The organism is Yoonia sp., assembly GCF_046292185.1.
Taxonomy (GTDB): domain Bacteria; phylum Pseudomonadota; class Alphaproteobacteria; order Rhodobacterales; family Rhodobacteraceae; genus Yoonia.
On the sequence record NZ_JBKBQY010000023.1, the window covers coordinates 1 to 14,534 of the forward strand.

The 14,534-nt window shown below is 60.4% G+C and carries 12 protein-coding genes; 6 read left to right on the top strand and 6 right to left on the bottom strand.

Annotated features, from left to right (window positions below; translation table 11 throughout):
- Positions 1–61: 61 nt before the first annotated feature.
- A complete protein-coding gene (locus tag ACK4TM_RS06200) occupies positions 62–2,059 on the top strand; it encodes an acetyl-CoA carboxylase biotin carboxylase subunit (protein ID WP_409698469.1) in 1,998 nt (665 codons plus the stop codon).
- Here the strand turns inward: ACK4TM_RS06200 and ACK4TM_RS06205 are convergent.
- A complete protein-coding gene (locus tag ACK4TM_RS06205; protein WP_409698342.1) occupies positions 2,043–2,531 on the bottom strand; it encodes a DUF4174 domain-containing protein in 489 nt (162 codons plus the stop codon). The two genes, ACK4TM_RS06200 and ACK4TM_RS06205, sit on opposite strands and share 17 nt — an antisense overlap.
- Before the next feature lie 102 nt (positions 2,532–2,633).
- On the opposite strand from ACK4TM_RS06205, the gene scpA reads away from it, so the two are divergent.
- From scpA to ACK4TM_RS06225, 4 genes are all read left to right on the top strand, one after another.
- A complete protein-coding gene (gene scpA, locus ACK4TM_RS06210; RefSeq protein ID WP_409698345.1) occupies positions 2,634–4,763 on the top strand; it encodes a methylmalonyl-CoA mutase in 2,130 nt (709 codons plus the stop codon).
- Positions 4,764–4,869: 106 nt separating this feature from the next.
- Positions 4,870–5,028, top strand: a complete 159-nt coding sequence (locus tag ACK4TM_RS06215; RefSeq protein WP_409698348.1) for a YqaE/Pmp3 family membrane protein — start codon at positions 4,870–4,872, stop codon at positions 5,026–5,028.
- Positions 5,029–5,236: 208 nt separating this feature from the next.
- Entirely contained in the window at positions 5,237–5,917 is a 681-nt protein-coding gene (locus ACK4TM_RS06220) for a TerB family tellurite resistance protein (protein WP_409698351.1), read from the top strand.
- Positions 5,918–5,986: 69 nt separating this feature from the next.
- A complete protein-coding gene (locus ACK4TM_RS06225) occupies positions 5,987–6,370 on the top strand; it encodes an AAA+ family ATPase (protein WP_409698354.1) in 384 nt (127 codons plus the stop codon).
- On the opposite strand, the gene ACK4TM_RS06230 is transcribed toward ACK4TM_RS06225, so the two are convergent.
- The 5 genes from ACK4TM_RS06230 to ACK4TM_RS06250 form a co-directional block, all read right to left on the bottom strand.
- Positions 6,367–7,290 (bottom strand): PP2C family protein-serine/threonine phosphatase, encoded by a 924-nt coding sequence (locus ACK4TM_RS06230; protein WP_409698357.1) that lies wholly within the window; start codon positions 7,288–7,290, stop codon positions 6,367–6,369. The two genes, ACK4TM_RS06225 and ACK4TM_RS06230, sit on opposite strands and share 4 nt — an antisense overlap.
- A 143-nt stretch (positions 7,291–7,433) precedes the next feature.
- Positions 7,434–8,981: a Ppx/GppA family phosphatase gene (locus tag ACK4TM_RS06235; protein WP_409698360.1), complete on the bottom strand. Its 1,548-nt coding sequence runs from the start codon at positions 8,979–8,981 to the stop codon at positions 7,434–7,436.
- A gap of 34 nt (positions 8,982–9,015) precedes the next feature.
- A complete protein-coding gene (locus tag ACK4TM_RS06240; protein WP_409698363.1) occupies positions 9,016–11,184 on the bottom strand; it encodes an RNA degradosome polyphosphate kinase in 2,169 nt (722 codons plus the stop codon).
- A 50-nt stretch (positions 11,185–11,234) separates the two neighbouring features.
- The gene (locus ACK4TM_RS06245; protein ID WP_409698366.1) at positions 11,235–11,897 is read right to left on the bottom strand and encodes a chromosomal replication initiator DnaA; all 663 of its coding nucleotides are present in this window, start codon (positions 11,895–11,897) and stop codon (positions 11,235–11,237) included.
- Positions 11,894–12,991, bottom strand: coding sequence for an AI-2E family transporter (locus tag ACK4TM_RS06250; RefSeq protein ID WP_409698369.1), 1,098 nt, complete (start codon positions 12,989–12,991; stop codon positions 11,894–11,896). The genes ACK4TM_RS06245 and ACK4TM_RS06250 overlap by 4 nt, the downstream gene beginning before the upstream one ends.
- A 158-nt stretch (positions 12,992–13,149) precedes the next feature.
- Between ACK4TM_RS06250 and proS the strand changes: the two genes are divergently transcribed.
- A complete protein-coding gene (gene proS / locus ACK4TM_RS06255) occupies positions 13,150–14,490 on the top strand; it encodes a proline--tRNA ligase (RefSeq protein WP_409698371.1) in 1,341 nt (446 codons plus the stop codon).
- Positions 14,491–14,534: the final 44 nt, after the last annotated feature.

A 14,534-nucleotide genomic window follows, 5' to 3' on the forward strand; every position in this document is an offset into this window, starting at 1 on the left:
AGTATCACCGCCGTCGGGGTTTCGCCCCGGCGGCGTTTTTGCGTTCTGGGGGGAACAAGTGATGTTCAAGAAAATTCTGATCGCCAACCGGGGCGAAATCGCCTGCCGCGTGATCAAGACCGCCCGCAAGATGGGGATCAAGACGGTCGCGATCTATTCCGATGCCGACCGCCATGCCCTGCACGTCAAAATGGCGGATGAAGCGGTGCATATAGGCCCTTCCCCCGCCAACCAATCCTACATCGTGATCGACAAGGTGATGGATGCGATCAAGGCGACAGGGGCAGAGGCGGTGCATCCCGGCTATGGCTTCCTGTCCGAGAACGCCAAATTCGCCGAAGCGCTGGAGGCGGCAGGCGTCGCCTTTATCGGCCCGCCCAAGGGGGCGATTGAGGCGATGGGAGACAAGATCACCTCGAAAAAGCTGGCACAAGAGGCGAATGTGTCCACCGTGCCGGGTTACATGGGTCTGATCGGAGATGCCGAAGATGCGGTGAAGATCAGCAATCAGGTCGGCTATCCGGTGATGATCAAGGCCAGTGCCGGTGGCGGCGGCAAGGGAATGCGGATCGCCTGGAACGATCAGGAAGCCCGCGAAGGGTTTCAGTCGTCCAAGAACGAAGCCGCCAGCAGCTTTGGCGATGACCGGATTTTCATCGAAAAATTCGTGACCCAGCCGCGCCATATCGAAATTCAGGTATTGGCGGACCAGCACGGCAATGCCGTCTATCTGCATGAACGCGAATGTTCGATCCAGCGCCGCAATCAAAAGGTGATCGAAGAGGCACCAAGCCCGTTTCTGGACGAAGCGACCCGCAAGGCGATGGGCGAACAATCCGTCGCACTCGCGCAGGCCGTGGGTTACACCAGTGCAGGCACGGTCGAATTCATCGTCGATGGGGACCGCAATTTCTATTTTCTGGAAATGAACACGCGGTTGCAGGTGGAACATCCTGTGACCGAACTGATCACCGGCATCGATCTGGTCGAACAGATGATCCGGGTCGCGGCGGGCGAAAAGTTACCTTTTCAGCAAAGTGATCTGAAGATCAACGGCTGGGCGATGGAAAGCCGGCTTTATGCCGAAGACCCCTATCGCGGCTTCCTGCCCTCGATCGGGCGGTTGACCCGCTATCGCCCGCCTGTGGAAGAGGCAACCCCTACCCGCGTGGTGCGCAATGATACCGGCGTGTGCGAGGGTGGCGAGATCAGCATGTTCTATGACCCGATGATCGCCAAGCTGTGTACTTGGGGGCCGGACCGGGCCAGCGCCATTGCCGAAATGCGGCTGGCGCTGGACGGGTTCGAAGTGGAAGGGATCGGGCATAACCTGCCGTTTCTGGCTGCGGTTTACGACCATGACAAATTCACCAGCGGCACGATGACGACGGCCTTCATCGAGGAAGAATTCCCCGACGGGTTCAACGGCACGATCCTGCCGGATGACATCTGCATCCGCATCGCGGCGGCGGCTGCGGCGATGCACCGGGTCGGTGAAATCCGGCGCGCGCGGATATCGGGCCGGATGGACAACCACACACGCCGGGTGGGCGAAGACTGGGTCGTCACCCTGCAAGGGGCAGCGCATCAGGTCACCATCACCGCGGATAAATCAGGCGCGGATGTGCGGGTCGGCGACCGGAGCATGCGTGTCGAAAGCGGTTGGCGGCCCGGCGCGCCGCTCGCGCGGTTGACCGTCGATGGTGAACCTCTTGTCCTCAAGGTCGGCAAGATATCGGGCGGTTTCCGCATCCGGCATCGGGGTGCCGATCTCAAGGTCCATGTGCGCAGCCCGCGTCAGGCGGAATTGGCGGGACTGATGCCGGAAAAGCTGCCGCCCGATACGTCCAAGGTGCTGCTCTGTCCGATGCCCGGCCTGATCGTCAAGGTCGATGTGGCGGTGGGCGACACCGTGCAGGAAGGGCAGGCGCTGTGTACCGTCGAGGCGATGAAGATGGAAAATATCCTGCGCGCAGACCGCAAGGGCGTGGTCAGCAAAATCAACGCAAGTGCCGGTGACAGCCTTGCCGTTGACGATGTGATCATGGAGTTTGAATGACCTGTCCGCGAATATTCTCGCCGCGCCGGTCCTGGATTTCCTGCTGGCGCAGCGGCGTGCGGTCGATGGACCGGGTCAGTTCACGGATGCTCCAGAGTTCAGGCTTGCGCTGCAGAACCCGGCCATCTTTGTCCACCACGGTCAGCGCGTATCCCCGCGGACGCAGGGTGCTCCGCACCGATGTGCGCGCGGCGGGGTCGGTATCGGTGATCAGGATTACATCACGTTCTGCCAGTTCATCGATATTGGCCAGCAGCGCCTCCATCTGCTGGCGGAACCGGGGGTCGTTGGGCGTGTCGGCAAAAACCACGACAGGCCGCGCGATCCATTGCAGATCTGGTAGTTCGACTTCTGTGGCATCGAACACCTGCGTGCGGTCCGCTTCCCAGCGGTCCATGATGGTTTCTTCTTCCGCCGCCAGGGCTGTGGTGGCAAAAAGCGCGATCAGCGCGATGGGGAATAAAGTTTTCATGTTCTTAGATATAGCCTCGCTTCACGCCAAAGCTAAGACCCAAAGCCACAAGAGCAACAACAATTTCGCGACCGAATGTCACGCATCATGCAGGAGCATCCGATGACCGACAAGAAAACATGGGAAGATCTGGCCGCGAAAGAACTGCGTGGCAAGCCGCTGGACGCGCTGACATGGAACACGTTGGAGGGGATCGCGGTCCAGCCGCTTTACACCGCTGACGATATCACGGACCTGCCGCATCTGGGCGGTATCCCCGGACAGGCCCCCTATACGCGCGGTGTGAAGGCCACGATGTATGCAGGCCGCCCCTGGACCATCCGGCAATATGCGGGCTTTTCAACGGCAGAGGCATCGAACGATTTCTACCGCAAGGCGCTGGCGGCGGGGCAGCAGGGTGTGTCAGTCGCTTTCGATCTGGCGACGCATCGGGGCTATGACAGCGACCACCCTCGCGTCGAAGGGGACGTGGGCAAGGCGGGTGTCGCCATCGATTCCGTCGAGGATATGAAAATCCTGTTTGATGGTATCCCGCTCGACAAGGTCAGCGTGTCGATGACGATGAATGGCGCGGTGATCCCGATCCTCGCGAATTTCATCGTCGCGGGCGAGGAACAGGGCCATCCGCGCAATGTCCTGTCCGGCACGATCCAGAATGATATCCTCAAGGAATTCATGGTGCGGAACACCTATGTCTATCCGCCCGAACCATCCATGCGGATCATCGCGGATATTATCGAATACACCACCAAAGAGATGCCGAAATTCAATTCGATCAGCATCAGCGGCTATCACATGCAGGAAGCGGGTGCCAATCTGGTGCAGGAGCTGGCCTATACGTTGGCCGACGGGCGCGAATATGTCCGCACCGCGATCGCGCGCGGCATGGATGTGGATCAGTTTGCCGGACGGCTAAGTTTCTTTTTCGCCATCGGCATGAATTTCTTTATGGAAGCCGCAAAACTGCGCGCTGCGCGCCTGCTGTGGTCGCGGATCATGGCGGAATTCGACCCCAAGGACCCCAAATCATCCATGCTGCGCACCCATTGCCAGACCTCTGGTGTCAGCCTTGCCGAACAGGACCCCTATAACAACGTGATCCGCACGGCGTACGAGGCGATGTCGGCGGTACTGGGCGGCACGCAATCCCTGCACACCAATGCGCTGGACGAGGCGATAGCCTTGCCCACCGAATTTTCTGCACGCATTGCACGCAACACCCAGTTGATTTTGCAAGAAGAAACCGGCGTGACGAAAGTCGTCGATCCTTTGGCCGGGTCCTATTATGTCGAAAGCCTGACACATGAACTGGCCGAAAAAGCCTGGGAATTGATCCAGGAGGTCGAAGAAATGGGCGGCATGACCAAGGCTGTCGCCTCTGGCATGCCGAAACTGCGGATCGAGGAAACCGCCGCGAAGCGGCAGGCCGGGATCGACCGGGGGATCGAGGTGATTGTCGGCGTCAACAAATACCGCAAGGATAATGAGGACCCGATTGATATCCTTGATATCGACAATGAGGCCGTGCGCCTGTCTCAGATCGCGCGAATCGAACGGACGAAGGCCGCGCGCGATCAGGATGCCTGCGATGCGGCTTTGGCCGAACTCAGCCGCCGCGCACAAGACGGCGGCAATCTGTTAGAGGCTGCCGTGATCGCGGCGCGTGCCCGTGCCACTGTGGGGGAAATCAGCATGGCGATGGAAAAAGTATTTGGACGGCACCGGGCCGAGGTCAAAACCCTCGCCGGGGTGTATGGTGCAGCTTACGAAGGCGACGAAGGGTTCGCGGCCATTCAGGCCAGCGTCGAGGCTTTTGCCGAGGAAGAAGGCCGCCGCCCCCGGATGCTGGTCGTCAAGATGGGGCAGGACGGGCATGATCGTGGGGCCAAGGTGATCGCCACTGCCTTTGCCGATATCGGCTTTGACGTCGATGTGGGGCCCTTGTTCCAGACACCCGCCGAGGCGGCGCAGGATGCTATAGACAATGATGTGCATGTCATCGGGATCTCTTCGCAGGCGGCGGGCCATAAAACGCTGGCCCCGAAACTGGTGCATGCGCTGCAGGAGGCCGGTGCCGGTGATATCATTGTGATCTGCGGCGGCGTGATCCCGCAGCAGGATTACAAATTTCTGTATGACAGCGGCGTCAAGGCGATCTTTGGTCCCGGCACCAATATTCCCAAGGCAGCGCAGGACATTCTGGCCCTGATCCGCGCCGCCCGGTCGGGTTGATCCGGGCGGCACCGATCATTGCCGACACAACAGCACGATTTGTGGGAACCGACTGCCGACGAACGGCGTTCATAGTCGGAATGACGAGTACCGGAGTACGTATCACATGGATCTCATCCGCATCATCTTTGCCATCCTGTTGCCCCCTTTGGGCGTTTTCCTGCAGGAGGGTCTGGGCAAGCATTTCTGGATCAATATCTTGCTGACGATCCTTGGCTATATCCCCGGGATCGTGCATGCGATCTATATCATTGCCAGACGCTGACACAGGCAGCAGCAGTGCCCGTCGTATAGACGGCATTTCATATACATTGCCATCATGACGGCGACCATCAGGGTGGTCTGACGCTGAGGGCTGATCATCTGGCTATCGGCTGCATTGATCTTGCCGCGGGCATGCAGTGTAAGGTTGCAACTTGGCCGCTTGTCGGGTTCAAGTTTGAACGGCGACACCGCAGATATGAAAGAAGACAATGTCGATCTGGACCCGCATTGGCGAGGCGCTGGCCGCGCTTGCAAAAGGCGAAGGGCTGCTGGCCATCTTCGACCGGCTGCGTGCCCAGCCTGACCGCAGCGTGGCTTTTACCATTGCCGTGATTGCCCTTGGCGCCAAGATGGCCAAGGCTGACGGGCTGGTCACCCGGCAAGAGGTGCGTGCGTTTCGCGAGGTTTTCATCATCGCACCGGAAGACGAAGACAGTGCCGCACGCGTCTTTGATCTGGCCCGTCAGGATGTGGCGGGGTTTGACATCTATGCCCGCCGAATCAAGGCGATGTTCGGCGACGACACGGGGCCGCTGACCGATCTGTTGGAAGGCCTGTTTCACATTGCATTGGCGGATGGTTCTTATCACAGCAATGAAGATGCGTTCCTGCAGGAAGTGGCGGACATCTTTGGTCTTGATGAGCGCGGGTTCAAAAATGTGCGCGCGCAATTCGTCCCCGACGCGGAACGTGACCCCTATGCCGTGCTGGGAGTCGATGCCGATGCGCCGATGGATCAGGTCCGCGCGTCGTGGTCGCGGCTGGTGCGTGAAACCCATCCCGACCAGATGATCGCGCGGGGCGTGCCGCCCGAGGCGGTGAAACTTGCCGAACGCCGCATGGTCGCGATCAACCGCGCTTGGGAAGACATCAGGGCGCAGCACAGCTGAGGCGGATCATTTCGCATTGGTGCCCGCCTGCGAATTGAAAATCAGGCGCGGAAGGGTTATAATCGGACCATGAAAAAGCTGATCCCCATTCTGGTCCTGACAGTCGCCCTTGCCAATCCGTTGCAGGCGCAGGACGCCGAGACCGAGCAGGGCTTTAGCCTGATGGAAGAAGGCGCGCGCATGATCATGCGGGGGCTGATGGCCGAAATGACCCCGGCGATTGACGGGCTGCGCGGCACAATAGAAGAATCGGGTCCGGTGGTCGGGGAATTTTTGCGTGAAATGGGTCCGGGTCTGGCGGCGTTCCTGAACCGCGTCGATGACGTCCGGCATTACCAGTTGCCGGAATTTCTGCCCAATGGTGACATCATCCTGCGCCGCAAGCCCGATGCGCCGATCTGGGTCCCCGACGACCTCGGACCCGAGGCTGACGAAGGCGAAATCGAACTCTAATCCTTGTAATATTTCTGGCCGCGATACCAATAGGCCTGCCGTTCCGGGTCTGGTTCCGGCGGGTCCGGTTCGGCGCTGGCCAGTACCGGCAGATCATCCGCCTCGATCGGGGCGGGGTCTGTCCGGGGCAAGGTCAGCCGGATAACGGCAAGGGCGACATTGCCCTGATCGTCATTGTTCAGCGCATCCAGCAAGGCGCGCGCGATCACGTCGCTGCCAGCGTCCGGCGCTTCGGCCAGAATGGCAAGGATTGCGCTACCGTCCAGCCGTTTCAGCCCGTCAGTTCCCAGGATGATGATATCATCGGGCCACAGCGCAAGGGGGGCTTGCGGGCAGTCAATCGCGGCGATTTCGCCGCCGTTCAGCAAAGATGTCAGGACATCGCGTTCTGGATGGTCGCGGCCGACCTCGGGCAGCATGGACCCGCCCTTGACCATCAGATCGATCTGAGTGGCCATGGAATGATCCTTGTTCAACTGCCGCAGACTGCCATGGCGGAACAGGAACATCGGCGCATTGCCGACCGACAGCCAGGACAGCCGGTTATGCCGGATGACCGGGGCCAAGACGGTGGACCCCATGCCAGTCAGTTCATCGCTGCGTTCGCGTTCATCGGCCAGCCGGCGATTGGCTGCCGCCGCCGCTGCGCGCAGGATCGTTCCGGGCTTGGCCAGACCGACATCAAGCGCGCTGTCGTTCATTCTGATCTGGCAAAAGAATTCCGCCGCCGTGATCGCGCTGGCGATGCCGCCTGAATCATTCTCGCCGCGTCCGCCTGCGATGACGACAAACCCGCTGGATTGCCCCATGGCAAAGCCGGAAATCACCGTGTCATGCTGATAATCCCGGTCGCCCTTGGCTGCGGCCGTGGCGACATCCAGTTGCAGCGTATCGGTGCTTTGCAGTTGGCGATCCAGCATCCTGTCCCTTTGATTGAAACCGCACGTCCTGAAATTGATGGCGGAAACGGAACTGAGGGCAAGATTTCAAACCCCGTTACGATGGGGTTTCAGACAGTTGCCTGCATATTGGGCAGCGATCCGATGCGCCCGCTGTTTGTGCGTCAACCGGTGAACTTGACCGTGCCCGTCGCGTTCAGCGCGGTGCACAGGGCGTTGAACCGCGCTTCTGCGACCTCGCCGAACAGGGGGCGGGCGTGTTCGGTCAGGTGCAGCGTCAACTGGCTTGCCTTGCGGCTCCATTTTAGGGTGCCGGGTTGTTCATCCGCCGTCAGCCAAAGCATCGCGCCAAGGCGCATCGCCTTGCCCAGAATCTCGGCCTCTTTGATCTGGTCGGGGTTGAGCATCGCGAACAGCGGATCAAACCTGCTGTTGGTGATCTTGCTGGTATAGCGGTTCATCAGCGCCAGTCCCAGCAAGACCCGTTCATAATGTTTCAACCCGCCCAGATTGGCGCGGGTGGCATTGTCGAATGTCACCTCGGCGCGGTAATCGGGATGCGCGCGCCAGCTGACGTCATGCAGCAGGCAGGCGGCCTTGATGATCCGCTTGCGCTGCCAATTGGCGCGGGGAAACAGCGGCTTGACGAAATCATACAGGATGCGGCCGAAACCCGGCAGACGGGCGTCCTTGTTTTCGGCGAAACGGCAGGCTTCTATCAGCGGGTCGCGTTCGCGCAAGGCCTGCGGCATCTGTTCATACAGCATCCCTTCGCGGATACCATAGGATGAGACGGTCACATCCTTGGGCTTGAAGGTGCGCATCAGTTCCTTCAGCACGATGGACGCAAGCGGCACCAGAGTCATCCTGCTGTCCGAGATATGACAGCGGCCCCGCAATTCCGTCAGGTCGGATTTGCGGATATATTCCGCCGTCTTGCTGATCTGTTGTGCCGCCATCCGGTATTCGTGCAAAACAGTCAGCGGATAACCGCGCCGTTCCATGTCGATCCGGGCAATGGCGCGCCAGGACCCACCGACCAGAAACAGGCGCTTGCCGGTTTCATGGTTCATTTCCTGATGCAATTCCTGCATCGTGGCGCGCACATAGGCTTTGACCGCCTTTTTGCCGCCCTTGATCTCGCGCAATTTCAGCGGCCCCAGGGCAGATGTCAGCCGCTGCCCGACCTTGCCATCCGCCAGATCGGCCAGTTCCATCGACGACCCGCCGATATCGCAGACCAGACCGTAACTGCCGGGCCAGCCCAGCAGGACGCCTTGGGCGGACAGGCGCGCCTCTTCCTTGCCGTCGATGACCCACAGTTTCACGCCGGTTTCGCGCAGCACCTCTTGGCGGAAATCATCGCCATCGCTGGCGTCACGCACGGCGGCAGTGGCGACAGCCGTCAGGGGCATGATCCCCATCCCTTCGGCGAGGGCGGCAAAACGGCGGATCGCGGACAGCGCACGTTTGCGCCCTTCGGGGTTCAGCTTGCCGGTCTGGGACAGGCCCGCGCCAAGCGCGCACATGATCTTTTCATTGTAGAAATAGGCGGGCGACCGTGCCGCCCCATCAAACACCACCATCCGGACAGAGTTTGACCCCACATCCACCACGCCGACCCGCGCCAATGCCTGCGCGGCGGGGTCTTCAAACAATGGACGACCAAACGGGCCCCAATCGATCGTGTCGGGGTCAGGTTGTTGTGTCATGAAATTCCCGCCGCTGTTTCGCCACAGGTATCAATCAATCATCGGTGTGGGTCAATTGCGGAACGTCCGATGCCCCGGCCGACCCGCGCCCGGACAGCGATGGATTTTCCATGAAAAAGCGGTGGCAGTTGAAGGCGAATTCCCCCTCTGGCACCGACCCACGGCTGAAACTGCCGTCCGGTGACATGACCCAGCTTTGCGCCACGTCCGCCATATTGGCCGCCATGATCTGGCTGACGATCTGCGCCTTGACCGTCGGGTTCTGGATATCGACCAGCGTTTCGACACGCCGGTTCAGGTTGCGCCCCATCCAGTCGGCGGAAGAGATATAGACCTTGGCTTTTTTCGACGGCAGATCAGCGCCATTCCCGAAACAGACGATCCGGGAATGTTCCAGAAACCGGCCCACGATGGATTTGACGCGGATATTGTCCGACAGGCCCGCCACACCGGGGCGCAGCCCGCAGATGCCACGGATCACAAGGCTGATCTTTACCCCCGCCTGCGACGCTGCATAAAGTGCGTCGATCACATCAGGTTCGACCAGCGAATTCATCTTGGCCCAGATAGCACCCGGTTTGCCGGCGCGGACATTTTCGGCCTCTTGCGCGATGCAACCGATCAGCGTCTGTTTCAGCGCCAGGGGCGAAATCGCGAGTTTCTTCAACCCCTCGGGCTGCGCATATCCAGAGATATAGTTGAACACTTTGGTCGCGTCGCGCCCAAGGTCCTGATCGCAGGTGAAAAAGCTCAGGTCGGTATAAATGCGCGCGGTGATCGGGTGGTAATTGCCGGTGCCGAAATGGGTATAGGTGACCAGCCTGTCGCCTTCGCGCCGGACCACGGTGCTGATCTTGGCATGGGTTTTATATTGCATGAAACCATAGACAACATGCGCACCCGCCCGTTCCAGTCGGCGCGACTGGCGGATATTGGCGGCTTCGTCAAAGCGGGCCTTGAGTTCGACAAGCGCGGTGACGGATTTGCCGTTCTCTGCCGCTTCGCAAAGGGCGGTGACAATCGGGGATTTCTGCGACGTGCGGTACAGCGTCTGTTTGATCGCCACGACATCGGGGTCATGGGCCGCCTGATTAAGAAAGCGGACGACCATATCGAAGGTTTCATAAGGGTGGTGCAGCAGCATGTCTTTTTGCCGGATCGCGGCGAACATATCGCCTTGATGATCCTGCACCCGTTCCGGCACCCGCGGGGTGAACGGCGGCCAGAGCAGATCGGCCCGGCTGTCCAGCACCAGTTCCTTGAGATCGGAAATCCCGATCATGCCGCGCACCTCGACCGTGGCGTCGTTGGTCACATGCAGTTCGGACATGATGAGCTTTTGCAAAGCTTCCGGCGCATTGGCGGAAATTTTTAGCCGGACAACCTCGCCCCGACGCCGGCGTTTCAGGGCCGTTTCAAATTCGCGCACCAGATCTTCGGCTTCTTCTTCCAGTTCCAGATCGCTGTCGCGCAGCACCTTGAAGGCGCAATTACCCTTGACGCGATAACCCGGAAACAGGCGCGGAATATGCAACAGCAGCAATTCCTCCAGCGGCAGGAACCGCTGCCCCTGATCGGAGGGCAGGGCCACAAAACGCGCGATCTGTGCGGGGACCGGCAAAAGCGCGCGCAGGCTGCGTTTGTCGGCGCTGCGTTCCAGTTGCAGCGCCAGCGCGAACCCTTCGTTGGGGATAAATGGGAAAGGGTGCGCCGGGTCGATCGCCAGCGGTGACAGGACCGGGAACACCTGATCAAGGAAAAATTCAGCAAGGAAATCGGTATCCGCATCCGTCACGTCATCGCGCGACAGGATCGCGATGCCATTGTCCTTCATTTCCTTTTCCAGCGCGGTGAACACGACCTGCTGATGATCCATCAGCGCGCGGGCCTGTGCGTCGATCTGGACCAGTTGTTCGGCAGGCGTCAGCCCGTCCATCCCCGGTGTGGTATTGCCCGCAATCGCCAATTCGCGCAGCCCCGCGACGCGGACGGTAAAAAATTCGTCCAGATTGGCGGCGGAAATCGACAAAAAACGCAGCCGTTCCAACAGCGGCACACGGGGATTTTCCGCCTCTTCCAGCACGCGCCAGTTGAAACCGACCCAGCTAAGCTCGCGATTCATGAAACGCCCCGGCCCCGACAGGTCAAGGTCCAGCGCGGTGGCGGGGGGGAAGTCCGCAGTCAGAAAATTCGAATTTGTCATGCTGCCTTGTGTCTCGCCAATGTTGCGATTTTATGACGATGATGCGGGGATCAATCCGGGTTGTCCAGCAGGCGCGCGGCCAGCCGCAGGTTGATCTTGTGGCCGGTGGCCAACGCGGCCTCGTCCAGTCGCGCGACGATATCGGCAGCGGCGGCGAAGGACCGTTCGATCCGTGGTGCCAGATAGGCGGTCAGCCCCGCGGGTGGCAGGATTTGGCGGTCCGCAAACAATTTCATCATCACCGCCTGCAGCAAGGCATCATCGGGATCAGCGACCTGCACCACGGCGCTGCCCTGCATCCGGCTGGCCAGATCGGGCAGGCTGATCGGCCAGCGCGCGGGCGTCTGGCGTGCGGTCATCAACAGCAACCCCGCGTTGTTCTGCAGATGGTTATGCAGATGGAACATCGATTCCTGCGCATCGGCGGGCAGATTATCCATATCCTCGACCACCAGCGCCGGGGTTGTGGGTACGAAATCCGGCGTCAGATCACTGGCGGCGATGATCTGCGTCGGCTGGGCGGCGGCAAAAATCCGCGCCAGATGGCTTTTGCCGCACCCCGCAGGCCCCGCGATCACCAGCTTGCGCAAAGGCCAGCGGTCCGGGTCAGTCACCATGCCAAAGGCCGTCGCATTGGCGGTCGAGACGAAGAAATCATCCGGCCCCAGCGCCACCCCATTGGGCCAGTCAAAGCTGAGCTGACGTGCCATCATAGATCTGTCGATTGCCCCCGGAACAACAGGCTCTCGCGGTAGCGCGCGATGCCATAGCGCGCGACGACGCCGATCACGGCGGCCACCGGCACCGCGACCAGCATGCCGACAAAGCCGAACAGCGACCCGAAGACCGACAGCGCGAACAACAGCCAGACCGGGTGCAGCCCGACCGAGCCACCGACAAGTTTCGGGGTCAGGATGTTGCCTTCCAGAAACTGCCCGACGACGAAAATACCCGCAACGATCCCGATGCGCAGCCAGTTGGTGCCCTGGCTGACCGTGTCGCCGTCAACCGCGCCGCCCCAGAACTGGAACAGGGCCAGACCGATGGCCAGAACCCCGCCCACCAGCGCGCCGACATAGGGGATAAAGGTGATCACCCCGGCGATGAAGCCCACGATCAGCCCGAAATTCAGCCCCGCCAGCATTAGCGCCACCGCATAGAAGGTGCCAAGGATCAGGCAGACCGTGCCTTGCCCCCGAAGGAATGACGACAAGGTATGGTCAATGTCGCGCGCCAGCTGCCGCAAGGTCTCGGCATGATCACGCGGGAGCAGCCCGTCGATCCTGGCAATCATCTTGTCCCAGTCCAGCAACAGATAGACCGTCACCACCGGCACGATCACCAGCAGGATGACCACCGACACCAGCCCGCGCGCGGAATTGAGCAGACCGCTGAGTAATTCGCCGCCACGCGCCTGAATGGTCTCGCCAATCGCCCCCAATTGCTGGCGGATCATGCTGTCGGGTTCGATCAGATCGGGAAACCGCGATGTCAGCCAGCCCTGCAATTGCTCAAACAACGCGGGGGCCGTGTCGATCAGCGCGGCTGTTTGTTTGATCAGTGTCGGGATCACCAGCAGGATCAGCATGATAAAGATCAGCGCCGTGAACAATGTGATCAACGCCACCGCCAGCACCCTGGACAGGCCCAGCCGCTGCAGCCGGTCGGCAATCGGGTCCAGCAGATAGGCAATCGCGGCACCCAGCACGAAGGGCATGATCACATTGCCCACCGCCCAAAGAATGACCATGACCACCGCCGTGGCGATCCCCCAATAGATGATCTGATCCTTGACGGGCAGGGCCATCGGATACTCCTCGTGTGTTCACGCTCTGATGCGGCTTTTGGACCATGCTTGCAAGGGTCGCACGCATTTTCCAAGGGCTTTGATCACAATGCTTGCGGGGGCATGGCTGGCGGATTACACCGAGGAGCCAATTTCCGCCTGCCACAAAGGTTATCCCCATGCGCTTGAGCCGTTATTTCCTGCCCGTCCTGAAAGAAACCCCGCGCGAGGCGCAGATCGTATCGCACCGCTATATGTTGCAGGCGGGCATGATCAAACAGGCCAGTGCCGGAATCTATTCCTGGCTGCCCTTGGGTTTTAAAGTCCTGCGCAAGATCGAAAACATCGTGCATCAGGAACAGGAACGCGCGGGCCATATCGCGATCCAGATGCCGACGATCCAGTCTGCCGATCTATGGCGCGAATCCGGCCGTTACGATGCCTATGGCGAAGAAATGCTGCGCATTAAGGACCGTGGCGGTCGTGAGATGCTGTTCACCCCCACGGCCGAGGAACTGGTCACGGACATCTTCCGCGCCCATGTCACCAGCTACAAGGACCTGCCGCTGACGCTTTATCAGATCCAGTGGAAATTCCGCGACGAAGTCCGCCCGCGTTTCGGCGTCATGCGGGGCCGGGAATTCTATATGAAGGACGGCTATAACTTCGACCTGACCAAAGAAGACGCGCTGCACGCCTATAACCGCCATCTGGTCAGCTATCTGCGCACCTATGAACGCATGGGCCTGCAAGCGATCCCGATGCGCGCTGACAGCGGCCCCATCGGCGGCGACGATACCCACGAATTCCTGGTGCTGGCCGAAACCGGCGAATCAGAGGTGTTCTATGACAGCCAGATCACAGATCTGAAATTCGGTGACCGCCAAATCGACTATGATGATCACGCCGCCTGTGCTGCTGTTTTAGACGAATTCACCAGCCGTTACGCCCGTACCGACGAAACCCATGACGAGGCCTTGTTCAACGACATCCCCGAGGAACGCCGCCGCACCGCGCGCGGCATCGAAGTCGGCCAGATCTTCTATTTCGGCACAAAATATTCCGAAGCGATGGGCGCGATGGTCGATGACGGCAAGGGTGGTAAGGTGCCCGTCCATATGGGCAGCCACGGCATCGGCGTGTCGCGCCTGCTGGGCGCGATCATTGAGGCGAGCCATGACGACAAGGGCATCATCTGGCCCGAAGGTGTCACACCTTTCCATTGCGGGATCGTGAACCTGAAACAAGGCGATGCAGAGGCCGACGCCGCCTGTCAGTCGCTTTACGACAGCCTGACCGCCTTGGGGCTGGAGCCGCTTTACGACGACCGCGACGAACGGGCGGGCACGAAATTCGGCACGATGGACATGATCGGCCTGCCTTGGCGCATCACCGTCGGGCCGCGCGGGTTGAAGAACGGCGTGGTCGAACTGACCAGCCGGCGCACGGGGGAAAGCGAAGAATTGCCGCCTGCCGATGCTGTGGCGAAGATCGCAACGATTTATCAGGGGATCGCGTGATAGGCTGATCGCGCGGAAATGATGCGGCAGCGCGGAATTTCTGC